Raw genomic sequence first — 25,381 nt, 5'->3', positions numbered from 1 at the left:
CAGCGGCCCGGACCAGGAGGTCTGACCATGCCCCACACCAACGCCCTGTACGGGCCGCTGGACCCCGCACCGGACGCCGGCTACGAGAACCCGCCGCCGCGGATGGGGTTCTTCACCGACACCAGCGTCTGCATCGGCTGTAAGGCGTGCGAGGTGGCCTGCAAGGAGTGGAACGGTGTCCCGGAGAGCGGGCTCGACCTGCTGGGAATGTCGTACGACAACACTGGCGCGCTGACAGCGAACTCGTGGCGGCACGTCGCGTTCGTGGAGCAGCCCCGTTCGGCCGGCTGGGCGACTCCGGCGTTCGCGGGGGACCCGGACGGGCCGGCGATCAGCCCGGTGACGGCGGCGGCCGGTGCGCGTACCAGCACCGACACCGGAACGGACCCCGGCCTGCCCACCGGCTCGCCCGCCGCGGCGGCCCGCATGTCGGGCGGACCGGAGTTTCTGGGGATGCCGGGTGCGCAGCCACCGGGGAGGGGCTCGGGCGCGGAGGGGCGGACGGATTTCCGCTGGCTGATGATGTCGGATGTGTGCAAGCACTGCACCCATGCGGCCTGCCTGGATGTCTGCCCGACGGGTTCGCTGTTCCGGACGGAGTTCGGCACAGTGGTGGTGCAGGAGGACATCTGCAACGGCTGCGGTTACTGCATCTCCGCCTGCCCGTACGGCGTCATCGATCAACGCAAGGATGATGGTCGGGCGTGGAAGTGCACGCTGTGCTACGACCGGTTGGGCGCGGGCATGACCCCGGCGTGTGCGCAGGCGTGTCCGACGGAGTCGATCCAGTACGGGGAGCTGGACGAGTTGCGGGAGCGGGCCGCCGCGCGGGTCGCGAAGCTGCATGAGCGCGGAATGCCGGAGGCCCGGTTGTACGGGCACGACCCGAACGACGGTGTCGGTGGTGATGGTGCGTTCTTCCTGCTGCTCGACGAGCCGGAGGTGTACGGGTTGCCACCGGACCCGATCGTCACCACCCGCGACCTGCCGGCCATGTGGAAGCGCGCCGGCCTGGCGGCGATGACGATGGCGGCCGCCACGGCCGTCGCGTTCCTGGGCAGGCGGCAATGACCCGCGGCGGCGAGCAGCTCACCGTGCCGCCAGCCGACTTCGCCTCCTACTACGGCCGCCCGGTGCTGAAGCCGCCGGTGTGGAAGTACGACATCGCCGGCTACCTGTTCACCGGAGGCCTCGCCGCCGGAAGTGCGCTGATCGGCGCGGGCGCCCAACTGACCGGACGACCCGGGCTGCGCACTGTGGGCCGTTGGACAGCTCTCGGCGGTGTCGCCGCCAGCACGTACCTGCTGGTCCACGATCTTGGCCGACCGGCCCGGTTCCATCACATGCTCCGGGTGGCCAAGGTGACCTCGCCGATGTCGGTCGGCACCTGGATCCTCGCGGCGTTCGGCCCGCTGGCCGGTGTGGCCGCGGTCGCCGAGCTGGCGCCGCTACTCCCGCAGCACGGTGTGCTCGGCCTCGCCCGTCGGATCGCACCGCCCGTCGGCAACGTCGCCGGCCTGGCTGCCGCGGCAAGCGCGCCAGCGCTGGCGACGTACACCGGGGTGCTGCTCGCCGACACGGCCGTGCCGTCCTGGCACGACGCCTACCCGTCGCTGCCGTTCGTTTTCGCTGGCAGCGCGCTCGCCGCCGCGTCCGGGGTCGGCCTGATCGCGGCACCGGCCGCCGAGACCGCCCCACTGCGACGACTCGCCCTGGCCGCCGCCGCCATCGAGTTTGGCGGAGGGCACCAACTGGAGCGACAGGGCCTCACCAGCGAGCCCTACAGGCACGGACGCAGCGGCCGGCTGGTCAAGGCGGGACGCGTCCTGCTCGCCGTGGGCACCGCCACCGCGCTGCTCAGCCGACGCAGCCGGGTCCTGGCGGCGATCTCCGGCGCCGCCCTCGTGGCATCGTCGGTCGCCACCCGGTTCGGCGTCTTCGAGGCGGGCCGGGTGTCGGCCCGCGACCCGAAGTACACGGTCGTGCCACAACGGGGGCGGCTCGACGAGAAGCGGTCGGCTACCCAGCTCTGAGCGGATCGGCGCAACGGAAGGCGCCCCCTTCAAGGGGACGCCTTCCGTTGCGTTGCAGGAGGTCTGGCCGCTATGGGCCACCGCGCTTCAGCCGGTGAACAGCTTCGCGGCGGTGATGGCGGTCTGAACGATGCCGTACCCGAGCAGCACCGCGACCAGCAGCCACGACAACCAGAGCCGCCCGGTCTGGCTACCGACGCGCGGCGGCGCGGGCGGCTGGCTGTCGCGCCCGAGAGCGACAGGCTCGGTGATTGTCGCCTTCGCCACGGGCGAGGTCGGTCCCCGGTTCGGTTCGTGGAACCGCTCGGGCACGGAACGCACCAGCAGGTTCGCGATGAACCCGATGGCGAGGATGCCGACCATTGTGAACAGCGCGGGCCGGTACGCCGCCGCGGTGAGGGTGCCGGGCTTGCCCTGCGTGTCGAGGATCCCGTTGACGATCAGCGGACCGGCGACACCCGCAGCCGACCAGGCGGTCAGGATCCGGCCGTGGATCGCCCCGACCTGGAAGGTGCCGAACAGGTCACGCAGGTAGGCGGGCATGGTGGCGAAACCGCCACCGTAGAAGGAGATGATCGCGGCGGCGATCAGCACGAAGACCGCTGTCGCGGAGTGGCCAGCCACGGCGAGCAGCAGGTACAGCACCATGCCGACGCCGAGGTAGACCATGTAGATGGGCTTGCGGCCGATGAGGTCGGACGTCGTCGACCAGACGAACCGCCCAGCCATGTTGAACAGCGACAGCACTCCCACGAAACCGGCCGCCGCCGACACCGAGACAGTGGTGGCGGTCCCGTTGTCCCGGAAGAAGTCCTGGATCATCGGGCTGGCCTGCTCCAGGATGCCGATGCCCGCTGTGACGTTGCAGAACAGCACGATCCACAGCAACCAGAACGACCGGGTACGCACGGCGTTCGACGCCGACACGCTCGCCGTCGTCACCAGCGGTTTGGCGGCGACGCTGGCGGGGTCGAACCCGGCGGGCCGCCAGTCCGGTGCCGGAACCCGGACGTTGAACGGGCCGAACATCATGATCACGAAATAGCCGATGCCGAACGTGACGAAGAGCGCCACGAGGGCATGCCCCGACGCGACGGCGGCCGGGTTGTCGGGGTTGTAGCCGGAGTCGTAGAGGGAGAGCAGTTGGCGCGCGAGCGGGCCGGCGACCAGGGCGCCGCCGCCGAACCCCATGATGGCGAGCCCGGTGGCCAGGCCGGGGCGGTCCGGGAACCACTTGATCAGGGTGGAGACGGGCGAGATGTAGCCGATGCCGAGCCCGATGCCGCCGATGACGCCGTACCCGAGATAGAGCAGCCAGAGCTGCTGGGTCGCGATGCCGAGCGCGCCGACCAGGAACCCGACGGCCCAGAAGCACGCCGAGACGAACATCGCCCGGCGCGGTCCGTTCCGCTCCACCCAACGGCCGCCCACCGCCGCTGACGAGCCCAGCATGACGATGGCGATACTGAAGATCGCCCCGATCGCCGTCTGGCTGGTGTCGAAGTGCGCGATGAGGGAGTTCTTGTAGACACTCGTCGCGTAGACCTGGCCGATGCACACGTGCACGGCCAGGGCCGCGGTCGGGATGAGCCAGCGGCTGTATCCCGGGGGAGCGACAGTGTGCCGAGGATCGAAGACCGACAGCATGGGCATCGTCCACACCTCCTGCGGCCGAACAGGCCGCGACGTTGCCGAGCTGTCGACCCGGCAGTTGGCCGAGCGGCGCCGCCGCAGTGGCGGCCCGGCGCACGTCTGGCGTCAGCCGTTGACCGGCTCAATCTCACGTTACGTGGCAAGACGTTCACGTCATGTCGTTACCGGGAAACGCGGAACCGGAGACGTCGGCTCGTCACCGGCGGCGGCCGGTGGGTCAGCTCGCACGCTTTGCTCTGCTTCAACCGACGCAACAGTCAGGGCCCGAAACCGCTGCGCGGGCTGAAGCAGAGCAAAGGTGGCGGCAGGGAGAGTGCCCTCGCTGATTCGCCAGTTCCGGCCTGGGCGCAGAGCGGGGGCGGGCCAATCGGCCCGCCCCCGCCCTGCTGGCGTACGGCTCAGTGAATCGCGGCTTTTGCCGCCGCCTCCTCCTGGGCGCGTCGTTCGTCCCCGCTGAGGGTGTGCAGCGGCTTCTCCTTGATGAACAGCACGACGATCAGCGCGAGCAGCGCGATCGGCGCGCCGACCAGGAAGAGGTCCGCGGTGGCGATGCCGTACACGTCCTGCACGATGCGCAGCACCGGCTCGGGCAGGGTGGACAGGTCGGGCACCTCGGCGGAGCCACCGCCGGCGGTCGCCGCCGGGCCGAGCCGGTCGGTCGTCAGCGAGGTCACCCGACTTGCCAGGACCGCGCCGAGGGCGCTGACCCCGATCGCGCCGCCCATGCTGCGGAAGAACGTCAGCACGGAGGTGGTGGCACCGAGTTCGTGGGCCGGCACGTCGTTCTGCGCGGCGAGCACGAGGTTCTGCATGAGCATGCCGACGCCGACGCCCAGCACGGCCATGTAGATCGACAGCACGAGGACGCTGGTGTTGGCGTCGATGGTGCCCAGCAGCAGCATCCCGACGGTCATCACCGCGGCGCCGGCCACCAGGTACGCCTTCCACCGGCCGTACTTCGTGATGAGCTGGCCGGCCACCGTCGACGAGACGAGCAGACCGAAGATCATCGGAAGGCTCATCAGGCCCGCGACGGTGGGCGACTTGCCCAGCGAGATCTGGAAGTACTGGGACAGGAAGACGGTGCCGCCGAACATCGCGACACCGACCAGCACGCTGGCGATGGTGGCCAGGGAGACCGTGCGGTTGCGGAAGATGCTCAGCGGGACGATCGGCTCCGCCGCCCGCGACTCGACGAACACGGCCAGCGCCAGCAGGACCAGACCGCCGATGACCATCACTGCCGTCCAGCCGGAGGCCCAGTCGAACTTGTTGCCGGCCAGGGACGACCAGATCAGCAGCGTGGAGACGCCCGAGGTGATGAGCAGGGCCCCCAACCAGTCGATCTTCGCCTTACGACGGACGACCGGCAGGTGCAGGGTGCGCTGAAGCAGGGCGATGGAGATGATGCTGAACGGGACGCCGATCAGGAAGCACCACCGCCAGCCCAGCCACGACGTGTCGACGAGCAGGCCGCCGATCAGCGGGCCGGCGATGGTTCCTACACCGAAGACCGCGCCGAAGATGCCGGCGTAGCGGCCCAGCTCACGCGGCGGGATCATCGCCGCCATGACGATTGTGGCCAGCGCCGTCATGCCGCCGGCGCCGATGCCCTGGACGACCCGGCTGAGCAGCAGAACCTCGACGTTCGGCGTGAAGCCCGCGATGAGTGAACCCACCACGAACAGTCCCAGCGACAACTGGATCAGCAGCTTCTTGCTGTACAGGTCGGCCATCTTGCCCCACAGCGGCACCGTCGCCGTCATGGCGAGCAGTTCGCTGGTGACGATCCACGTGTAGACGGTCTGGCTGCCGTTCAGATCCGCGATGATCCGCGGCAGCGCGTTCGCCACCACTGTGGAGGCGAGGATGGACACGAACATGCCGACCATCAGGCCGGAAAGGGCCTGGAGAACCTCCCGACGCGACATGCGCGTGCCGACCTCGGCGGTGTCGGCGGGCGGGACGGTGGTGGTCATTGACGCTCCCTTGTCGGGTTTCTGGCGGAGTGGCTGGCCCCGGAGCTGATGCGGCGGGGAGGAGACTGGCGGGTCAGGAGGGGGACGGCGGATCCGGCAGGCCGGCGGCGATCGCGGCGAACGCCTCGTCGACGAAGTCGTGCAGCGGCCGGGCGTCGTCACCGGCGGCCCAGCGCAGCATCGCGGTGCGGAAGGCGGCACCGGCGACAGCGACGACCAGCGGCGGATGGCCGTGGTCGAGGCCGACGCCGAGGCGGGTGGCGACGACCGCCACCATGGCCTGCTCGGTGGCGCTGTTGCCGGCCACCAGCCGGGGCAGCAGCGCGGGGTTCTGGGTGATGACAGCCAGTCGCAGCCGCCACAACTCCCTGTCGGCCTGGATCGAGTCGACCGCCTCGTCGAGGGCGACCCGCACTGCCTGCAACGCCGACACCTGCGCGGGGGCGGCCGCCAGACGCGCCACTACCGGGTTGCCGTCGAGCGCCGGATCGTCGGTGAGCGCCTCGTCCTTGCAGGTGAAGTAGTTGAAGAAGGTCCGTGAGGAAACGTCCGCGGCCTCGCTGATCTCCTCCACCGTGACGTGCTCCAGGCCGCGTTCGGCGACCAGCCGCAGCGCGGCGGCCGTCAACGCCGCCCGCGTCTGCGCCTTCTTGCGGTCGCGACGCCCGGGCGCAGCGTGGTCGGTGTCGGTCACGCTGGCGAGGTTAGGAGCGAACTTGCAGAGTCTGCAAGTTTTTAAAGTGTGAAGTGATCTTCCTGACTCGTGACCTGGACGGAGACCGAGGGAGCCGGTCGTTCGGTGTGGGGCACGGCGCCGGTGGTCTCCAGGATGAGCGCGGCGACCAGGTCCGGGTCGTCGCTCATCGGCACGTGCCCGCAGCGGGGCAGCGTCACCACCCGCGCCGCCGGCAGGCCCGCGCGGGCCCGCTCGGCCTGGTGGACGCCGAAGATCCGGTCGCGGTCACCCCAGCCGATGGTCACCGGCACCGTCGCGTCGGACAGCCGAAGGCAGTCGAAGCGATAGTCGCGGGCGGCTCGGGCCACGGCGTTGAAGCCGACCCCGCGTCGCAGGGCGAGCGCGTCGCCCAGCGCGCGCTCGACATCCAGCAGTGTCGGGCGGGCCATCAGCGGCGCGAAGCACAACGCCCGCAGGTACGCCGAGCGCAGCGCGACCCGCATGATCGGCGTGGGCAGGTACGAGTTGGCCCGCAGCATCCGGAGGATGGCCAGCGCCCGGCGGCGCTCCGCCGGGGTGAAGAAGCCGGCGGGGGAGAAGGCGGTGGCCGAGGCGACCGCCCCGGTGGCGGCAAGCTCCAGGGCGATCGCCCCGCCGAGGCTGTAGCCGGCGACGTGCGGACGCTCCAGCCCCCACTCGGTCAGCGCCGGCAGGACCCCGGCCACCGTGGCGGCCATGTCGGCGGGCATGCCGGTGCCGGGCACCGGGGAGTTCCCGAAGCCGGGCAGGTCGAGCGCGATCACCTCGTGGTGGGCGGTCAACCGGTCGAACACCGGCTCCCACGCCTGATGGCGGTGACCGATGCCGTGGATGAGCACGAGCGGCTCGCCGCTGCCCGCACGGCGGAAATGAATGCTCATGGCCGCTCTCCCACCGAGGTCCTGCCGAAGGAACGCCCGAGCTGGCGTACCTCGTCTTCCATCTGGCCGACCATGGTTTCGCCGCCGAGACGGGTGATCAACGCGTCCGAGAGGCCGCTCAGCACCACCGGCCGCAGCGCCTGCACCAGGGCGAGCGCCCGGGGCACGTACACAGTGCGCTTGCGGCGCTCGATGCCGTGCAGCAGGGCCTCGACGCACTGCTCGACGGGTACGACGGCGGACAGCGGCCACGGCAGCCGGCGCAGCGTGGTGCGGAACGACGCGAGGTCGGCACGGATGTCGCGGACCAGGTCGGTGTCGGTCCAGATCGGATGCGCCGTGCCGACGGTGACGCCGCGTGAGCGGGTCTCCAGGCGCAGCACGTTGGCGAACTGCTCCACACCCGCCTTGGACGCGCAGTAGGCGGCCATGCCGGGCATCGCCGTGAAAGCGGCAGCCGACGAGACGATCAGGACGTGACCACGGGCGGCGGTGACGTGGGGCAGCGCCGCGCTGACAGTGCGGATCGCGCCGCAGAGGTTCACCTCGACGGTACGGACCAGCGCGTCGACCGGTCCCACGGCGACTGTGCCCAGGTTCGCGATGCCCGCGTTGGCCACGACCACGTCGATGCCACCGAAGCGATCCACAGTGGAGGCGACGGCGGCGTCCAGCGCCGCCTGGTCGGTGACATCACACTCGTACCAGTGCGCGTCGAGGTCGGCGCTCAGCTGCTGGAGCAGCTCGCCTTCCAGCCCGACGAGGGCGACCCGGGCTCCACGGGAGACGGCCGCACGGGCCAGTTGCGCCCCGATGCCGCGCGCCGCGCCGGTGATGAACAGGGTCCTGCCCGTCAGGTCATACCGCATCGGCGTGCTCCCGCTCCGATTCGTTGGGGGTGCCGCCGGTCGAGGCGACCTGGTAGTCGGCCGGGCGGAACCGGCGCAGCCGCATCCGGAAGCTGGTGGCGAAGCCCGGCCAGATGGTGGCGTTACGGCCGGTGGCGTCGAGGTACCAGCTCGAACAGCCGGTCTGCCAGACGGTGCCGGCCATTTTCTTGTCGACCCGCTCGGTCCACCGTCGTTGCGCCAGCGCGGTGGGCTCGATGGCCTGGATGCCAGTGGCCCGCATGTGACGCAGGGCCGCGAGCACCAGATGCAGCTGCGCCTCGATCATCAGCACCACCGAGGTGTGCCCGAGCCCGGTGTTCGGGCCGAGCAGGAAGAACAGGTTGGGGAAGCCGGCGATGGTGGTGCCCCGGTACGCGTGCATGCTGGGGGTCCACGCGTCGCCCAGGCTGCGCCCGCCCCGACCGTGGATGCGCCGGACGACGGGGGAGTCGGTGACGTGGAACCCGGTCCCGAGGATGATCGTGTCCGCTCGGTGGTGGACGTCGTCGTCGGTGACGAGACCGTCCGGCACGATCCGAGCGATGCCGGCGGTGACCACGTCGACGTTCGGTCGGGTGAGCGACGGCCAGTAGTCGTTGGAGATCAGGACCCGCTTGCAGCCCATCGCGTAGCGGGGGGTGAGCTTGTCGCGCAGGTTCGGGTCGGGAACCTGGCGCCGCAGCGTACGCACTGACAGGCGCGAGGCGAGGCGGTTGACCGCCGGGTGCAGGAAGCCCAGGCCCATGCTTTCGCGGACCAGATAGAGCCCTGCCCGGGCGGCCCGCTGCGCACCGGGCACGGTGCGGAACGCGGCCTGCTCGACCCCGCTGATCCGGCGCGACAACCTCGGCATGATCCAGGCGGGACTGCGCTGGAAGAGCGTCAGCCTCGCGACAGTCGGCTGGATCTGTGGCACGAACTGGACCGCCGAGGCGCCGGTGCCGATCACCGCGACCCGCCGGCCGGTCAGGTCGTGGTCGTGCCGCCACCGGGCGGAGTGGAACATCGTCCCGGCGAACTCGTCGATCCCGGGCAGGTCGGGGATGGCCGGGTCGCTGAGCGGGCCGGCGGCACAGATCAGTACCCGGGCGCTGTGGTCGCCGCCCGAGGTGCGCAACAGCCAGCGTTGGCGCTGGTCGTCCCACCTCGCCTCGTGCACCTCGTGGCGCAGACGCAACTTCGGGCGGATGCCGAAGCGGTCGACGCAGCCCCGCAGGTAGTCCCAGATCTCCGGCTGACTGGAGAAGGTGTTCGACCAGCCGGGGTTGGGGGCGAAGGAGAACGAGTAGAGGTGCGACGGGACATCACAGGCGCAGCCCGGGTAGCTGTTGTCCCGCCAGGTGCCGCCGACGTCCGCACCCCTGTCGAAGACGAGAAAGTCGGTGAAGCCGGCCCGCTGTAGGCGGATGGCGGCACCCAGGCCACCGAATCCGGCGCCGATGATGGCGACGTCTGTTTCCATTCACTCCTCCGTGGGCTCGGGCGCGGCAGGCGGGTCGGCCTCGGGCGGCCAGGGCGGATCGCCCACGCCGGTGATGCGTACGCCGCCCCACGGATCGACCTCGGCCAGTCGGGCCGCCCGAACGCGGTCGGCGATGCGCACCTCGACGTCGCGCCGGCCGGAGCGCAGCAGGTGGGCCACCCGCGGCTCGGGCTCGATCCGTCCGCCCCAGTGGAAGCGGCCGTCGACGGGCTCCCACCGCCCGCTGAGGTGCACCCGGACCGGGGTGCCCTCGACACCCGCCGGGCCGTGGTAGCTCACGGCACGATCCGCTCGTGGGCGCGGGTGAGCTCGTGCGGCAGGTCGGCGCTGGCCCGCACTCCCTCGATGCCGCTCCACAGCAGGGTGGTCAGGTAGTCGGTGAGGGCCGCCCGGCTGATCGGCTGGCCGTGTGTGGTCCACCAGTCGCCGACCGCCTGCACGAAACCCACCAGGCCGTACGCCCAGGGCTCGGCGGGACCGGCGTCCAGGCCCAGCGTGCGTAGCCGGTCGCCGATCACCCGGGCGAGCCCGGCGGCCACCTGCCGGCTGGTGCCCGCGATCACCTGGTGGATGCCGGGGTCGCCGGACTGGTGCATCAGGAACCGGTAGAGCCTCGGCTCCGACTCGATCACGCCCAGGTAGGCGTCGATCGTCGCTTCGACCAGGCCACGTTCCTCGCGGACCTGTTCGATGGCGGGCGCGATGGTGTCGACCATCCGGGCCGCCACCACCTCGCTGACCGCTACCCAGAGCTGCGACTTGTCGGCGAAGTAGCGGTACAGAACCGGTTTGCTGACGCCAGCGGCGGCGGCCACCTGTTCCATGTCGACCTCCGGCCCGTGCCGCAGCAGCGCCTGCATGGCGGCCCCGACCAGCTCCTGCCGTCGTTGCTCACGATGGTCTGCCCAGCGGTCTCGGCGGCCGTTGCCCTTCGCCTTCGGGCTGCCGTCGGGAGGGATGGCCGATGGGTCGGACGCATTGACATCGGTGAACGGCGATTGCATGCTACTACTCGTAACAGTTACCGATCGTCACGTCAATATGGAGGAACCATGGAGGCGGCGGAAACCGAGCGTGCGGCGGTCGCCGAGCGACTACTCACGTCCTCGCTGCGGACCAGCTACGACCCCACCGTCGAGATCGACTGGGACGCCCCGCACACCCCCGGCGCCTACTGGCTCCCGCCGCAGCGCAGCAGCCTCTACGGCACGCCACTGTGGGAGCAGCTCGGCGAGGAGCAGCGCGTCGAGCTGACCAAACACGAGGTGGCCAGCGCGGCCAGCGCCGGGCTGTGGTTCGAGACGATCCTCATGCAGATGCTGATCCGGGAGTACTACCGCGCCGACCCGACCAGCCGGCAGGCCCAGTACGCGTTGACCGAGGTCGCCGACGAGTGCCGGCACTCCATCATGTTCGGCCGGCTGATCGAGGCGATGGGTTGTCCGGTCTACCGCGCCAGCGCCACCGACCACCACCTCGGGCGCTTTCTCAAGGCCACCGCCAGCGGCCCCAGGATGTTCGCCGCGATCCTCATCGCGGAGGAGATCCTCGACGCGTTCCAACGCGAGATCATGGCGGACGAGTCTCTCCAGCCGCTCATCCGGATGGTCTCCCGCATCCACGTGGTGGAGGAGGCGCGGCATGTCCGGTTCGCCCGCGAGGAGCTGGCCGCCGCGGTCGCGGCCACCGGCCCGCTGGGCATGGCGTACGCCCGACTGTTGGTCGGTCGTGCCGCCTACACGATCGCCAACCGCCTGGTCCATCCCGACGCGTATGCGGCGGTGGGCATCCCGCCGGCTGTCGGTCGTGCCGCTGCCCGCGCCAACCCGCGCTGGCGTGCCACCCTGCGCTGGTCGGCGGCGCGGGTGCACGCCAACCTGGCGGACGTCGGCCTGGTGGCGGGGCCGGGGCGTCGGCTCTGGGCCCGGGCCGGGCTGATCTGATCGTCGCCCCGCGCGCCGAGCGGCATGGGGCGGCCCGTCTCCGGCCGGACCCCACGCCGCCCGTCTGGGCTCACTAGCTGCGAGCGAAGCCACCCTTCGGCGCGATGATCTCCAGGTTCGTCCCGTCCGGGTCGTTGAAGTACGCGACAGCGGTGCCGACCGCCGCCGGCGGCTCCACCTCGCCGGACGCGAACGTGTACGGCTGGCCGAGGAACTCGAACCCGGCCTCGCTCATCCGGTCGTAGACCGCGCGTACGTCGTCCACGTGGAAGCACAGGTGCATCGAGCCGGGCCGGTTGGCCGCCACCTGGGCGGCGTCGCCGATCGGCTCCTGGAACTGGATCAGGTCGATGCCGAGGTTGTCGAGGTTGAACGTGGCGTACCGCAGCTTCGTCGTCGGCAACCCCTGTGACTGCGCGAACCCCGCGCCGTGCATGCTTTCGTCCCGAACGACCGGTTCCGCGCCGAGCAGGGCCTGGTAGAACGCGACCGAGCGGTCGAGGTCACTCACCGCGATCCCGACGTGCGCGGCCTTCTTCAGCCCGATGGACACGGTCGAGGGATTGGGGAATGCCATCCTGACTCTCCTTACCAGCGCTCTTCGTCGCCTGTGTTGTTGCTGATCTTCCTGGCGTACCCAGGGCGAGATCAGTTCATGCGACGTGGCTGTCAGGCCCGCTCGACCCGCGCCTGCTGGTGATCTGTCAGCCGCAGCCCCACCCCGCGCACGACATCGATGGTGGCCCCGGTGCCCAGGTCGTGCAGCTTGCGGCGCAGCCGCTTGACCAGCGACTGCACGTCCGCCTTGCGTTCGCGCCCCTCGTCACCCCAGACCGAGCGGTGCAGCTCGGCGTAGCTCCAGACCCGGGCCGGCTCGGTGATCAGGCAGGTCAGCAGGTCGTGTTCCAGGCGGGTGAGGTCGATCTCGCGTTCCCCGCAGCGGGCGCTGGAGCGGGCAGAGTCGATCACCAGGGCGGCGACCGGCGCCGGTTCGGACGGGGCGGCCACCTGCTGAGGAGCGGCGATCAGCCGGCGCAGCTCGTCGAGGTCGGCGACCAGCAGCAGCGGCGCGATGCCGTCGAGAAGCTCAGCGAGCCGGATGCGCTCGGCGGGCGACGGGGTCACCGCGATCAGCAGTGGGAACGGCTCGTCGGCCGGCTCACTCCTGTTCACCGTTGCCTCGTCCTCGGCCACCGCACCACCCGGGATCGATGGGCATCCCTGCCCAACTCTCGTCACGGTCCTGACAATGATTGGCAAGCGTGCCGCCAGCCAGGGCAACTCTTAGCGACAAGTTGCTCACGGCAAGTTCTTGATCGTCCGTTCTTCTCGATCATAGTGTCCAGTCGGGCAACCGGCGTGACCCGCGCGGTGCATGGGGAGGTCCACCATGGCCCACTACACCCTGGGTCGTTCTGAGGGAGGCAGCACCGATGTTCAGACGTCCACAATGGCGGCGCGCGGCCAGATCGCTGGTGAGCGCCGGCGCGGCGACGATCCTCGCCGCGACATGCTTGGCCACTGTCAGCTCCGGCGCGCAGGCCGCGCCGGGCGGTGCGATGGGGGCGGGCGCCCCGACCGGGGACAAGATCCGACCGGAGCTCGCCAAGCAGCTCCAGGCCAAGAGTGAAGGGGACTTCTGGATCCGGTTCAAGGACCGGGCGGACCTCAGCAAGGCCAGCGCCATCAAGGACTGGTCGAAGCGTGGCACGGCGGTGGCGGACGCGCTGCGCAAGACCGCCGCCGCGAGCCAGGGCAAGATCCGGGCCGACCTCGACAGCTCGGGCACCAGATACCAGACCTTCTGGGCCACCAACGCCATCAAGGTGAACAGCGGTTCGCTGGCGATGGCCCAGAAGTTCGCCGGGCACTCGGAGGTCGAGGGCCTCTACGCCCCGGTCGCGTACAAGGTGCCGGAGACGACCAAGGGCACCGACGAGAAGACGGTGAACGCCCTGGAGTGGGGCATCGCCAACATCAACGCCGACGACGTCTGGTCCCAGTACGGAGTCAAGGGCGAGGGCATCACCATCGCGAACATCGACACCGGGGTGCAGTTCAACCACCCGGCGCTGGTGAACTCCTACCGGGGCAACAACGGCGACGGGACGTTCGACCACAACTACAACTGGTTCAACGCCGCCAACGCTACCGGGGCCTGCGCCACCGCCCCCTGCGACGGTGATGGCCACGGTACGCACACCATGGGCACCATGGCCGGCTCCGACGGCGCGAACCAGATCGGTGTCGCCCCCGGGGTCAAGTGGATCGCGGCGAACGGTTGCTGCCCCAGTGACGCCGCTCTTGTCGAATCCGGTCAGTGGATGCTCGAACCGCTCGACCTCAACGGTCAGAACGCGGACGCGAGCAAGCGACCGAACATCATCAACAACTCGTGGGGCACCCAGGACCCGTCCAACGAGCCGTTCATGGAGGACGTGACGGACGCCTGGGCCGCGTCCGGAATCTTCGGCACCTGGTCCAACGGCAACAGCGGGCCGGCCTGTCAGACCAGTGGCTCGCCGGGCAGCCTCGTCAGCAACTACTCGACCGGTGCGTACGACGTCAACAACAACGTCGCCGGCTTCTCCTCCCGCGGGGCCGGTCAGAACGGCGAGATCAAGCCCAACATCTCCGCGCCGGGCGTGAACGTCCGGTCGAGCATCCCCGGCAGCGCCTACGGCAGCATCAGCGGCACCTCGATGGCCGCACCGCACCTCGCGGGCGCGATAGCGCTGCTGTACTCGGCGGCGCCGTCGCTGGTCGGCGACGTCAACGCCACCCGCGCGCTGCTCAACGGCACCGCGATCGACAAGGCCGACGACCAGTGCGGTGGCACCGCCGCCGACAACAACGTCTACGGCGAAGGTCGACTGGACGCCCTCGCGTTGCTCAACGCCGCCCCGACCGGCGACATCGGCACGCTGGCCGGCACGGTCACCGACGCGACCTCCGGCGCCCCTGTCGCCGGCGCGACACTGACGCTCACCGGCGCGTCCGAGCGTGAGCTGACCACCGGTGCCGACGGCAAGTTCTCCACCCAGCTCCCCATCGGCGACTACCAGGTCGCCGTCGCGGCGTTCGGGTACGCCAGCACCACCAGAACGGCAACGGTCGCGAAGGCCGCGACCACGACGCTCAACGTCGCCCTCACGGCGGTGCCGAGTGTCAACGTCACCGGAGCGGTCACCGACGGCTCCGGCCACGGCTGGCCGTTGTACGCGAAGGTGACAGTGACTGGCGTGTCCGGTGTCTACGACTACACCACCCCGTCGAACGGCCGCTACAGCATCAAGCTGCCGGCCGGGCAGACGTACACCCTGAAGTACGAGCCGCAGTACCCGGGCTACCAGACAGTCACCAAGCAGGTGGTGGTCGGCTCGGGCAACGCCACCGCCAACGTCGCCGTGCCGGTGGACAGCAGCGTCTGCACCACCGCGCCCGGATACACGACCGGCTCCGACGGTGAGTACGAGACCTTCGACGCCACGACCACGCCGGCCGGCTGGACCGTCGTGGACAACGCGGGCAGCGGTCAGGTCTGGAAGTTCACCGACGACGGAGACCGGGGCAACCTGACCGGTGGCACCGGCAACTTCGCGATGGTCGACAGCGACGCCTACGGAGCGGGCACCAGCCAGGACACCGCCCTGGTCAGCCCGGTGGTCGACCTGACCAGCGTCACGGCCCCGGTCATCCGGTTCAACCAGGACTTCAACCAGCTCAACGACGACACGGCCGACGTGGACCTGAGCATCGACGGCGGTGCCACCTGGACCAACGTGCTCCGGCAGGAGACCGACGTCCGGGGACCGAAGCTGACCGAGATTCCGATTCCGCAGGCCGCCGGCCAGGCGCAGGTGCAGGTCCGCTTCCGCTACTACGACGCCTCGTACGAGTGGTGGTGGGAGGTCGACAACGTCCTGATCGGCAGCCAGGTCACCTGCGTGCCGGTCGACGGTGGTCTGGTCGTCGGCAACGTCCGCGACAAGAACGACGGCAGTTACGTCAACGGCGCGACCGTCACCAGCAAGGACCGGCCCGCCGAGAAGGCCGTCACAGTGGCGACCCCGGACGACCCGGGGCTGGCCGACGGCTTCTACTGGATCTACTCGTCGCTCACCGGCGAGCACCCGTTCACGGCGACCGCCGGCAACTACGTCAGCCAGACCAAGTCTGTCGACGTCGAGGCCGACTGGGCGACCACCGCGAACTTCCAGCTCGCGGCCGGTCGACTGGCGGTGACGCCGACGCAGCTGAGCGCGACGCTCCAGATGCCCAACGGCAAGACCAGCAAGTCGTTCACGGTGACCAACACCGGCGGCGCGCCGGTGGAGGTCAAGTTCGGTGAGCGGGACAACGGGTTCGAGCTCCTGCGGGCGGACGGTTCCACTGTCACCCGGCAGCAGGTGCTCGGGTCCGCTGGAGCGCCGGAGCAGCGGCTCACCGTCCCGACGTCGTTCGCCGCCAAGGCGTCCGGCAAGGAGGCCAAGGCGGCTGCCGCGGCGACCGGCCCGCAGGCGGCGCCGTGGACCGACATCGCCAACTACCCGGCCACGATCATGGACAACCGGGTGGTGAACCTGGACGGCAAGGTGTATTCGCTCGGTGGCGGCGACGGTGAGGCCTCCACCACCAAGAACTATGCCTACGACCCGGCCGCGCAGACCTGGACGGCGATCGCCGACCTTCCCGGCGCGCGTAACGCAGTGACCGCCGGCGTGGTGAACGGCAAGATCATTGTCACGGGCGGCTGGGGCGACGCGGGCCCGGACTCCGCCACCTGGTCGTACGACCCGGGGGCCAACACCTGGACCGAGCTGGCCGACAACCCAGCACCGCGGGCCGCGGCCGGTCAGGCAGTCGTCGACGGCAAGCTGTACGCGGTCGGTGGCTGCACGACGGCGGCCTGTCTGCCGATGTCGAACAGCGTCGTCCGCTACGACCCGACCGGTGACAAGTGGGAGACGCTGGCCAACTACCCGAAGTCGGTGGCCTTCGCCTCCTGCGGCGGGATCGACGGCGTCCTCTACTGCACCGGCGGCAATGACGGGTCCGCCGCGCAGAAGTCCAGCTACGCCTTCGACCCGGGTGCCAACACCTGGACCGCCATCGCCGACGCGCCGACCGACAACTGGGCCAGCTCGTACGCGGTCGCCAGCGGCAAGCTCCTCGTCGTCGGTGGCTCGCAGGGTGGGGCCATCAGCAACGCCGGCTTCGCCTTCGACCCGGCCGCCGGGTCGTGGTCCAACCTGCCCAACTCGAACACCGCGCGGTACCGCGGCGGCGCGGCGTGCGGCTTCTACAAGATCGGCGGCTCGTCCGGCAACTTCAACGCGGCTCCGGACAGCGAGGTGCTCCCAGGCTTCGAGGGTTGCTCCGAGTCGGCGGCCGACGTCAGCTGGATGACCATCGACAAGTCGGCGGTCACCCTCGCACCGGGCGCGAAGGTCACTGTCACCGTCGGGCTGACGGCGAACGTGGACCAGCCGGGCACCTACTCCGGCGCCGTCGCGATCTCCGAGAACACCCCGTACTCGGTGGCGCCGGTCGCGGTGACCATGACCGCGAACCCCCCGAAGACCTGGGGCAAGCTCATGGGTACGGTCACCGGCACCAGCTGCCAGGGTGCGACAGCGCCGCTCACCGGTGCTGTCGTACAGGTCGACTCGTGGGCGGCCTCGTACACCTTCGCCACCGACGCCGAGGGCAGGTACGCCTACTGGGTGGACCGCCGCAACAACCCGCTCACCATGATCGTGGCCAAGGACGGCTGGAAGCCGCAGACCCGTCAGACCCGGATCGACACCGCCACTCCGACCGTGGAGAACTTCGGTTTGGCACCCATCAGGTGCTGACGCACTAGCCGATAAGGTCCGGCCCGCCTGGTCCCCGACCAGGCGGGCCGGACCGCGCCCGGGGGTGATTCAGACGGGAGCGAGCCGGAAGCCGACGCCGCGTACCGAGTGGATCGTCGCCGCGGCGTTGAGACTGGCGAGCTTGCCGCGCACCCGGCGGATCACCGAGTGCATGTCGGAGCCCCGGCCGAGGTGCCGGTTGCCCCAGACCTCGAGGTGCAGGCGCTCGTAGGTCCAGACCTGACCGGGCGCGTGCACCAGGCAGAGCAGGACGTCGTGCTCCAGTCGGGTCAGGTCGATCTCCTGGTCGCGCCAGCGCAGCACCCGGCGGTCGGAGTCGACGGCCAGATCCGGTGGCGGTGGCTGTGGGCTCGGCGCCACCTCGGCGAGCGCCACCCGGGTCGGGGGAGCCGGGGCGGTAGGCGCCTCGACCACCCCGAGGAACTCTCGTGCCTGGTCGACTGTCGAGACGATCAGGAAGGCGTCACTGCCGCCGAGCAGCCGGGCCAGATGTCGCCGCTCGGCCGGCGAGGATGCGATGCCGATGACCAGGCTGGCCACTGGGATTTCCTGCATGTGCCAACACCTTCCGGTTCCCCAACTCACTCCGGATGGATTTTTCGTACCGCCGACCGAAACATCGATCGGCGTCCTGACCCTAGTGGTGGCTGATCTCGGCTGGGTAAAACATAGTTGCATGGAAGCATGTGAATCCCATCGCGCCGTCCAGGTCCACCCGGTCCCACCGCCGACGATCCGCTTTCCGGAGGCGGTGGGGGTGGTTGTGACAGAACCAAGACAATCCGAGGACGGGGTACGGACCTGGCGAAGCGAGCATGGTCGCCATGTCCATCGGATCGTTGTACCTCGTAGGGCGATCGACGCCCGGTCCGGCGCGACCGCTGCCCCACGCCCGCGCGGCGGTTCCACTGGGCCTGCGGCTGCTCGCGGCGGCGCTGTGCGCTCTGGTTGCCCTGACCCTCACCGCCGCCGTCTTCGTGCGGACGTACCCCGGGCAGTGGCTGGACGGGGAGCTCCTGCCGCGCGCCGAGCGAGGCGGAGGGTACGAGCAGCAGACCGTGCTGGTGGGCCCGGCCAAGACGGTGCTGGCCACTTTCGGCAGCCCGAGCCTCATCGCGGCTCTGCTCGGTGTGGTGCTGCTGGTGGGTGTGCTGCGCCGGCGGCTGGTGGCGGGGGCCGTGGGTGTGGGCATGGTCGTCTGTGCGGTGCTGCTGGCCGGCGCCGTGAAATCGGAGCTGCCCCGCCCGGATCTGCAGGTTCTGAGCTCCACCACCCACAACAGCTTCCCCAGCGGTCACGTCGCTGCGGCGACCGCACTGCTGCTGGCGTTCATGCTGGTCCTGCCCGGGTGGGCCCGGCGCTGGCTGGCGGCGCCGGGCGCTGTGGGGGTGTCGGTGATCGCCTCCGCCACGATGATCGCGGGCTGGCACCGGTTCAGCGACGTGCTCGGTGGCGTACTGCTGGGGGTGACGGTGTTCTGCCTGGGCGCGGCCGCGTTGGCGGCCTGGTCCGGCGACGGCGACACGACCGGCGGTTCGGACGGCGGCAGCCTCTGGCGCAGGCTGGCCGAGGCGGGAGTCGGGCTTGTCGGGCTGGTCTGGGCGCTGCTGGTGGTCGTGCCCGGTCTGGCCGCGTCGGTGCAGCGGGGCTTGTTGATCGCCATCGTGGCCGCCGCCGCGTCGACGATGTTCCTGGTGGGCGCTGTCGTGTTCCTGGTGCGTTCGACGGAGTTCGCGGTTCGGGTTCCCGCGCGGAGCCCCGCGCCGCCGCCGTCGACGGGAACCCGAAACATCTCATGATGGGATACTTGACGACATGTCCCAGGTGCTGTTGATCGAAGACCACCAGACGGTGCGCGACGGACTGCAGTTGGCGCTCACCCGACAGGGCCACACAGTGCATGCCGTGGGCACCGGTGAGCAGGGGTTGGAACGGCTGCGCACGACCCCGTCCGATGTCGTGGTCCTCGATCTCATGCTGCCCGGGATGGACGGGTTCGAGGTCTGCCGTCGGATCCGGCAGCTCGGCGACCTGCCGATCATCATGCTCACCGCCCGCAACGACGACATGGACGTGGTGGCCGGCCTGGAGGCCGGCGCCGACGACTACGTGGTCAAGCCCGTGCAGGCCCGGGTGCTGGAGGCGCGCATCCGCGCGGTGCTGCGGCGGACCGGTGGCGACTCGCGGCGAGGCGGCGACCGGACCGGCCTGGAACAGCACGGTGCGTTGACCATCGACCGGGCCGCGCTGGTGGTCAGCAAGGACGGAACGCCGGTCAGCCTCGCCCCGACGGAGCTGCGGCTGCTGCTCGAACTCTCGCACACGCCGGGCCAGGTGCTCAGCCGCCAGCAGCTGCTGGAGGCCGTGTGGGAGCACGGGTATCTGGGCGACTCGCGACTCGTGGACGCCTGCGTCCAGCGGGTACGCGCCAAGATCGAGGCCGATTCGTCGGCACCGCTCTACATCCAGACAGTGCGTGGTTTCGGATACCGGTTCGGGCCGCTGTGACACTGTGGCGCCGGGTCGGCGCGTGGGTCTCGGGTCTGCGGGTCCGACTCGTCCTGGCCTTCGCGCTGCTGGGCGTGACCACGACGGTGGCGGTGGCCAGTGGCAGCTACTTCCAGGCTCGGACCGTCATCCTCCAACAGGCGCAGGACGCCGCTGTGACGTCGCTGACCGACCAGCTCACCAAGGTCTACCCGATCGTCCAGCTTCCGCCGACCCAGGACGACCTCGAACTGTTGGCCCAGCGCCTCAGCGACCGGGAAAGCTTCGCGGTGGTCGTCTACCGGGACATGCGGACACAGAGCGGCTCCAAACTCGCCGACCCGCTCACCCCCGAGCTGCGGCAGGAGGTCCGTGACGGTCGCATCGCCTGGCAACGTGTCTCGCTCGCCGGAGAACCCGCGCTGCTCATCGGTACCCAGTTGGCGCTGGACAGCCCGGACGGCACGTCCCGCCCGTCCGGGGTGGAGGTCTACTCGGTGCGCAGTCTCGTGCCCGAGCAGCAGAGCATCGACCAACTCGCCAGCAGGGCATGGCTGACCGGCGGGTTGTCCCTGCTCCTCGCCGTCCTGCTGGCCCTGCTGTCCGCCCGCGGAGTCCTGCGGCCCGTCCGCGACCTCAGCCAGGCGGCGCGCCGCCTCGGTGAGGGCGACCTGAGCACCCGGTTGACGATCCGGGGCGCCGACGAGTTGGCGGATGTGGCACGGACCTTCAACGACACCGCGGGCACGCTGGAGCGGCAGGTAGGCGAGCTGCGGCGACTGGAATCCGACGCCCGCCGCTTCGTGGCCGACGTCTCGCACGAACTCCGGACTCCGCTGGCCGCGATGACGGCGGTCACCGACGTGCTCGACGAGGAGGCGGAACACCTGCCCGGGGACGCGGGCCGGGCCGCCCGGCTGGTCAGCCAGGAGACGCAGAACCTCACCCAACTGGTCAACGACCTCATCGAGATCAGCAGGTTCGACTCCGGCACCGCGCGGCTCGCCCTGGACGACGTGGACGTGGCCGCGGCGGTGACCGCGACCCTGCGCATCCGCGGCTGGCTGGACCGGGTACGAACGGAGTTGGCACCCGGCATCGTGGCTCGACTCGACCCCCGCCGACTGGACGTCATCGTCGCCAACCTGGTCGGCAACGCCTTCCGGCACGGTGCCGAGCCGGTGTCGGTACGGCTCAGCGCCGACCAGGACTGGGTCACCATCGAGGTGGCCGACCGGGGACCCGGACTGGATCCGGAGGTGTTGCCACACGTCTTCGACCGCCTCTACAAGGCCGACACCGCGCGAACCCGCTCCGAGGGCAGCGGCCTCGGTCTCGCCATCTCCTGGGAGAACGCGCGCCTGCACCGTGACGGCGATCGACGGGGGAGTCTCGTAGCGGGCAACGGCCACCACGGCGGCGCGGTGTTCACCCTCCGCCTGCCCCGCGAAACGGTGGACACCGGAGGTGCCCGGTGACCGGCCGACGGACGGGCCGCGCGCTGCTCGCCAGCGGCCTGCTGCTGACGCTGGTCGCGGCGGGCTGTGGGGTACGACCCAGCGGGGTCATCACCGGTCGCCCCCCGATCAGCGGCCCCGCCCAGGGCACGTGGCTCTACCTGCTCGCGCAGGGCGAACTGGTGCTGGTCCTCCGCCCGGTCAACGCGGACCCGTCGCCCACCGCCGCGCTCTCGCTGCTCGCGGCCGGTCCGCAGGAGAACGAACGCGCCCAGGGTTTCACCAGCGACGTTCCGGCTGGCCTCGACCCGGTCACCGTGACGGCCGGAGCCGGTCGGTCCGGTGACCTCACGGTGCGGGCGAACATCGCGGCGCAGGCGTTGTCAGCGCGCGCGGTCGACCAGATCATCTGCACGAGCGTCGCTGCCGCGGCGCAGGTCAGCGCGGCGAACACCGCCACCACTGTCACCATCGTCGGGTCGGACGGCGCCCGAGGGCCCCGGGCGTGCCCGATCAGGTGACCGGGCACCGAGCGCCGACTCACACCAGGTGGTCGACAGCGCGTTCCGGCCGGGGCAACCCGCTGTGGTTGCCGTGGTCCTGATCGGCCAGCGCGCCGGCGATCAGGATGTCGATCAAGGCGGCGAAGTCGATGCCGGCCTGCTGCCAGATCTGCGGGAACTGGGACGCGGCGGTGAAGCCGGGGAACGTGTTGACCTCGTTCACTATGGGCTCGGTCGATCCCTCGGTGGGCAGGAAGAAGTCGACCCGCAGCAGCCCACGGCAGTCGAGGGCCTGGAAGGCGCGGATCGCACGGTCCTGAAGCACCTCGGTGGTCGCCGCGTCGAGCGGGGCGGGAATCTGGAAGATCGCCCCGCCGTCGTACTTCGCGTCGTAGTCGAAGAAGCCGGCACCGGTCACCCGGATCTCCAGCGGCGGGCCGGCCTGCACCCGGCCGTCCGGGTGCTGGAGCACAGCCACGTCGATCTCGCGCCCCCGCGCTCCCTGCTCGACGAGCACCTTCGGGTCGACCTGGCGGGCCTGCTCCAGCGCGGCGGGAACTCCCGCCCAGTCGTCCACCCTGACGACGCCCAGGCTCGACCCGGCCCGGGCCGGCTTGACAAAGACCGGCAGCTCCAGCCGACGCTGGTCCTCGGGGGACAACTCCTCGCCGGGACGCAGTGTCACCCCCGGGCTGACCCGCAGGCCCTCGGCCGCGAGGAGCCGCTTGGTGACCCCCTTGTCCATGCCGGCGGCGCTGGCGAAGACGCCGTTGCCGACGTACGGCACACCGAGCCACTCCAGCAGCGACGACACCGTGCCGTCCTCGCCGTACGGGCCGTGCAGGGCCGGGAACACCACGTCCTGGGCACGCAGGACGCGCAACGCCGCGGGCAGGGGCGTCGGTCGGCCGCCGACGTGCCACAGGCCGTCGCGGTCGATGAGCACCTCGGTGACCTGGTACCGCTCACGGTCCAGGTGGGCGAGGATGCTCGCCGCCGAGCGGCAGGACACCTCGTGCTCGCCGCTCTGCCCGCCGTACAGCACTGCCAGTCGGGTTGTCATGAGTTCCGTGCCCTTCCGTGGAGGTGCTCGCGGGCCACCCGGGCCCCGATACCGGTCAAGATCTCGTGTGGGTTGGTGTCGGCCCAGCGGGCCCACTCGACGACAGTGGGAGGGTGCTGGTCGCCCTCGGCCGGGCCGAACACCACCACCGGGTCGCCGATCGTCACGGGAAGGTCCCCGGCGTCGACAACGCACTGGTCCATCGCGATGCGCCCGACGATCGGGCACCGCCGGCCGCCGAGCCACACCGAGGCGTGGCCACCCGCGGCCCGGGGGAGCCCGTCGGCGTAGCCGAGCGGCAGCAGCGCGAGCGTGGTCGGTGCGCCGGTCACGTGCTCGGGCCCGTAGGAGACGCCAGTGCCGGCCGGCACCCGCTTGACGTTGACCACGCTCGTCCGCACTGTCATCGCGGGGCTCAGCCCGAACTCGCCCGGACCGTTCACGCCGAACGGGTCCACGCCGTAGAGGGCGATCCCGATCCGGCAGAGGTCGAATCGGGTCCGCGGTGCGGAGAGCGCGGCGGCCGAGTTGGCCAGGTGGACGAGGTCGGGGCTCAGGCCAGCAGATCGTGCGGTCCGCAGCGCCTCCTCGAAGATCGCCACCTGACGGGTGAGCGCGGGGGCGCCCGGCAGGTCGGCGTCGGCGAGGTGGGACCACACCCCGCGCACCCGGATCCCACCCTCTCGTTCGTACTTGCGGGCCCAACCGACCAATTCCGGCCAGTCGTCCCCGGCGGCCCCGTTGCGGGACAACCCGGTGTCCGCCTTGAGCTGCACCATCGCCGGCACGCCGAGCAGACGGGCCGCGTCGGCGACGGCGTGCAGGTGCGTCGTCGTGGACACGCCGACGTCGACGCCAGTCTTGATCAACATACCGAAGTCGTCATCCGGGCCGTGCAGCCAGCTCAACGTGGGCGCTGTCACACCCGCCTCGCGAAGGGTCAGCGCCTCGGCCGTCGAGGTCACCCCCAGCCAGGAGGCGCCGGCGCGCAGCGCGGCCCGGGCCACCTGCACCGCACCGTGGCCGAACCCGTCGGCCTTGACCACCGCCATCAGTCCGGTGCCGGTGACCGACGCGATTGCCCGCACGTTGCTGGCGATCGCGTCCAGGTCGATCAGGGCTTCGGCGAGGGCGCTCATCCGGCCGCCTCCACGCGGCGCGCGCCGGGCAGCGCGAACAACCAGCCCGCGCGAACCGCCAGCAGCCCGCGGTGAACGGCCAGGCTCAGACCGATCACCAGCCCGCTCAGCAGAATCGGATAACCGAGCACTATCAGGCCCTGAGCGGACCCATCCAGCCCGGAAAGCGGTACGAGCAACAGCCGGTGCAGCAGGGCCAGGACCGGCATGTGGATGACGTAGATCGGCAGTGTGATGCGGCCGAGCCTAGCCAGCGGTTCGCTGAGCGCCGACCACCGCGACAGCCGGGCAGCGGCGGTTATGCCGAAGATCACTGCCAGCACGGAGACCGCCGGCCATACCCCGAACCACTGCTGGGCGCCGGTCACCGCCATCGCGGCGAGCGCCAGGACGTAACCACCAGAGGTCAGCAACAGCCGGCGGCGGCTGGCGGTGGCGGCCCACCGCTGGATCTGCGGCCGCAGGTACAGGCCGGCGAGGAAGAAGACCAGGTTCTGGTAGAGGCCGGCGCGGTTGCCCGGGGTGTCGAGCAGGCCGGCGGCGGCCACGGCGGACAGCGCGGCGGCGGGGACCAGGACCAGCGCCCGGGGCGCCCGGCGGGTCACCTTGGCGATCGTGAAGTAGAGCGCCAGGGCGTACAGGTACCAGAGGTTGGACGGCGTGACGGTGAGCTGCTCCAGCAGGCCGAGCGCCGAGGTGGCCCGGTCGGTAGGCAGTTGCGGCGCGGCGGCGAGGACCACTGTGTGGATCAGCAGCCAGACGGCGTACAGGTAGAGGAACCCGGCGATCCGGCTGCGGGCGACCACCCGCCACTGCCGCTGGGCGGCGTTCGCCGCGAAGACGCCCGAGATGGTGAAGAACAGCGGCATCCGCAGCGGGAGGAACTGCTCACCCAGCGTTCCCCAGAAGCCCGGCACCGGTACGCCGACGTGCCAGTCGATCTGGAGGTAGTCCTTCACGACGACGTGCCACAGCACGACGAGGATGATGCAGACGCCCTTCGCGGCATCAGCCCACTGCGCCCGGTGTGACCCGGCGGCGGGTGCGGGCGCGGAGGCAGGGGTGGGTCCGGTCCGGTGGCGGTGGCGGAACCGGACGCGCGTCGCGTCGGGCTTCAGCTCGACGGGCCGGGGCTCGGTGGGAGACAGCTGTTGGATCACTCACCGAAAGCTGCCAGCCGGATATCCCCGCGTGATCCACGAATTGTCATGGTCCGGTAATGGACGCCGCCGGAGCTGATTCGTAGGCGGTTCCGAGCCGCCTCCGGCAGACGCCG

22 protein-coding genes are annotated in these 25,381 nt (G+C 70.6%); 8 read left to right on the top strand and 14 right to left on the bottom strand.

Annotated features, from left to right (window positions below; genetic code table 11):
- The first annotated feature begins 27 nt into the window (after nt 1–27).
- Complete coding sequence (locus MED01_RS16575; protein WP_238669467.1) at nt 28–1,071, top strand: 4Fe-4S dicluster domain-containing protein; 1,044 nt, start codon at nt 28–30, stop codon at nt 1,069–1,071.
- Nucleotides 1,068–2,033, top strand: coding sequence for an NrfD/PsrC family molybdoenzyme membrane anchor subunit (nrfD, locus tag MED01_RS16570; protein ID WP_238669466.1), 966 nt, complete (start codon nt 1,068–1,070; stop codon nt 2,031–2,033). The genes MED01_RS16575 and nrfD overlap by 4 nt, the downstream gene beginning before the upstream one ends.
- An 87-nt stretch (nt 2,034–2,120) precedes the next feature.
- Here nrfD and MED01_RS16565 read toward each other — a convergent pair whose 3' ends face one another.
- From MED01_RS16565 to MED01_RS16530, 8 genes are all read right to left on the bottom strand, one after another.
- Nucleotides 2,121–3,680 (bottom strand): OFA family MFS transporter, encoded by a 1,560-nt coding sequence (locus tag MED01_RS16565; protein ID WP_238669549.1) that lies wholly within the window; start codon nt 3,678–3,680, stop codon nt 2,121–2,123.
- 404 nt (nt 3,681–4,084) lie between these two features.
- Nucleotides 4,085–5,665, bottom strand: coding sequence for an MDR family MFS transporter (locus tag MED01_RS16560; protein WP_238669465.1), 1,581 nt, complete (start codon nt 5,663–5,665; stop codon nt 4,085–4,087).
- 73 nt (nt 5,666–5,738) lie between these two features.
- Complete coding sequence (locus tag MED01_RS16555; RefSeq protein ID WP_238669464.1) at nt 5,739–6,359, bottom strand: acyl-CoA-like ligand-binding transcription factor; 621 nt, start codon at nt 6,357–6,359, stop codon at nt 5,739–5,741.
- Nucleotides 6,360–6,400: 41 nt separating this feature from the next.
- The gene (locus MED01_RS16550) at nt 6,401–7,261 is read right to left on the bottom strand and encodes an alpha/beta fold hydrolase (RefSeq protein ID WP_238669463.1); all 861 of its coding nucleotides are present in this window, start codon (nt 7,259–7,261) and stop codon (nt 6,401–6,403) included.
- A complete protein-coding gene (locus MED01_RS16545; RefSeq protein ID WP_238669462.1) occupies nt 7,258–8,130 on the bottom strand; it encodes an SDR family oxidoreductase in 873 nt (290 codons plus the stop codon). Before MED01_RS16545 ends, MED01_RS16550 begins: the two co-directional genes overlap by 4 nt.
- Nucleotides 8,120–9,613: a flavin-containing monooxygenase gene (locus tag MED01_RS16540; RefSeq protein WP_238669461.1), complete on the bottom strand. Its 1,494-nt coding sequence runs from the start codon at nt 9,611–9,613 to the stop codon at nt 8,120–8,122. The genes MED01_RS16545 and MED01_RS16540 overlap by 11 nt, the downstream gene beginning before the upstream one ends.
- A complete protein-coding gene (locus MED01_RS16535; RefSeq protein ID WP_238669460.1) occupies nt 9,614–9,913 on the bottom strand; it encodes a DUF4873 domain-containing protein in 300 nt (99 codons plus the stop codon).
- Entirely contained in the window at nt 9,910–10,638 is a 729-nt protein-coding gene (locus tag MED01_RS16530; protein WP_238669459.1) for a TetR family transcriptional regulator, read from the bottom strand. Before MED01_RS16530 ends, MED01_RS16535 begins: the two co-directional genes overlap by 4 nt.
- A 48-nt stretch (nt 10,639–10,686) precedes the next feature.
- Here MED01_RS16530 and MED01_RS16525 point away from each other — a divergent pair, with 48 nt between their 5' ends.
- Nucleotides 10,687–11,577 (top strand): AurF N-oxygenase family protein, encoded by an 891-nt coding sequence (locus MED01_RS16525; RefSeq protein WP_238669458.1) that lies wholly within the window; start codon nt 10,687–10,689, stop codon nt 11,575–11,577.
- A gap of 73 nt (nt 11,578–11,650) precedes the next feature.
- Here MED01_RS16525 and MED01_RS16520 read toward each other — a convergent pair whose 3' ends face one another.
- Both MED01_RS16520 and MED01_RS16515 read right to left on the bottom strand, forming a co-directional pair.
- Nucleotides 11,651–12,154 carry a VOC family protein gene (locus MED01_RS16520; protein ID WP_238669457.1) on the bottom strand — a complete coding sequence of 168 codons (504 nt, stop codon included), beginning with the start codon at nt 12,152–12,154 and terminating at the stop codon, nt 11,651–11,653.
- A gap of 92 nt (nt 12,155–12,246) precedes the next feature.
- Entirely contained in the window at nt 12,247–12,750 is a 504-nt protein-coding gene (locus MED01_RS16515) for a winged helix-turn-helix domain-containing protein (protein ID WP_238669456.1), read from the bottom strand.
- A gap of 260 nt (nt 12,751–13,010) precedes the next feature.
- Between MED01_RS16515 and MED01_RS16510 the strand changes: the two genes are divergently transcribed.
- Entirely contained in the window at nt 13,011–17,435 is a 4,425-nt protein-coding gene (locus MED01_RS16510) for a S8 family serine peptidase (RefSeq protein ID WP_238669455.1), read from the top strand.
- A gap of 69 nt (nt 17,436–17,504) precedes the next feature.
- On the opposite strand, the gene MED01_RS16505 is transcribed toward MED01_RS16510, so the two are convergent.
- Nucleotides 17,505–18,011: a winged helix-turn-helix domain-containing protein gene (locus MED01_RS16505; RefSeq protein WP_238669454.1), complete on the bottom strand. Its 507-nt coding sequence runs from the start codon at nt 18,009–18,011 to the stop codon at nt 17,505–17,507.
- 269 nt (nt 18,012–18,280) lie between these two features.
- On the opposite strand from MED01_RS16505, the gene MED01_RS16500 reads away from it, so the two are divergent.
- From MED01_RS16500 to MED01_RS16485, 4 genes are read left to right on the top strand one after another with little or no spacing between them, the layout of a single operon-like run.
- Nucleotides 18,281–19,255, top strand: coding sequence for a phosphatase PAP2 family protein (locus tag MED01_RS16500; RefSeq protein ID WP_238669453.1), 975 nt, complete (start codon nt 18,281–18,283; stop codon nt 19,253–19,255).
- A gap of 16 nt (nt 19,256–19,271) precedes the next feature.
- Nucleotides 19,272–19,964, top strand: a complete 693-nt coding sequence (locus tag MED01_RS16495; protein ID WP_238669452.1) for a response regulator — start codon at nt 19,272–19,274, stop codon at nt 19,962–19,964.
- Nucleotides 19,961–21,421, top strand: coding sequence for an ATP-binding protein (locus MED01_RS16490; protein ID WP_238669451.1), 1,461 nt, complete (start codon nt 19,961–19,963; stop codon nt 21,419–21,421). Before MED01_RS16495 ends, MED01_RS16490 begins: the two co-directional genes overlap by 4 nt.
- Complete coding sequence (locus MED01_RS16485; protein ID WP_238669450.1) at nt 21,418–21,921, top strand: hypothetical protein; 504 nt, start codon at nt 21,418–21,420, stop codon at nt 21,919–21,921. The genes MED01_RS16490 and MED01_RS16485 overlap by 4 nt, the downstream gene beginning before the upstream one ends.
- Nucleotides 21,922–21,940: 19 nt before the next feature.
- Here the strand turns inward: MED01_RS16485 and MED01_RS16480 are convergent, their stop codons facing one another.
- Genes MED01_RS16480 through MED01_RS16470 form a run of 3 tightly spaced genes read right to left on the bottom strand, consistent with a single transcriptional unit; the run spans nt 21,941 to nt 25,265 of the window.
- On the bottom strand, nt 21,941–22,966 hold the full coding sequence (locus MED01_RS16480) for a D-alanine--D-alanine ligase family protein (RefSeq protein ID WP_238669449.1): 1,026 nt from the start codon (nt 22,964–22,966) through the stop codon (nt 21,941–21,943).
- Nucleotides 22,963–24,105, bottom strand: a complete 1,143-nt coding sequence (gene alr, locus MED01_RS16475) for an alanine racemase (RefSeq protein WP_238669448.1) — start codon at nt 24,103–24,105, stop codon at nt 22,963–22,965. Before alr ends, MED01_RS16480 begins: the two co-directional genes overlap by 4 nt.
- Complete coding sequence (locus MED01_RS16470) at nt 24,102–25,265, bottom strand: acyltransferase family protein (protein WP_238669447.1); 1,164 nt, start codon at nt 25,263–25,265, stop codon at nt 24,102–24,104. The genes alr and MED01_RS16470 overlap by 4 nt, the downstream gene beginning before the upstream one ends.
- Nucleotides 25,266–25,381 lie beyond the last annotated feature (116 nt).

The sequence above is a fragment of the Micromonospora alfalfae genome (assembly GCF_022230925.1).
GTDB lineage: Bacteria > Actinomycetota > Actinomycetes > Mycobacteriales > Micromonosporaceae > Micromonospora > Micromonospora alfalfae.
The sequence above is the reverse complement of the archived record's forward strand: the minus strand, read 5'-3'. Positions and strand labels throughout refer to the sequence as shown.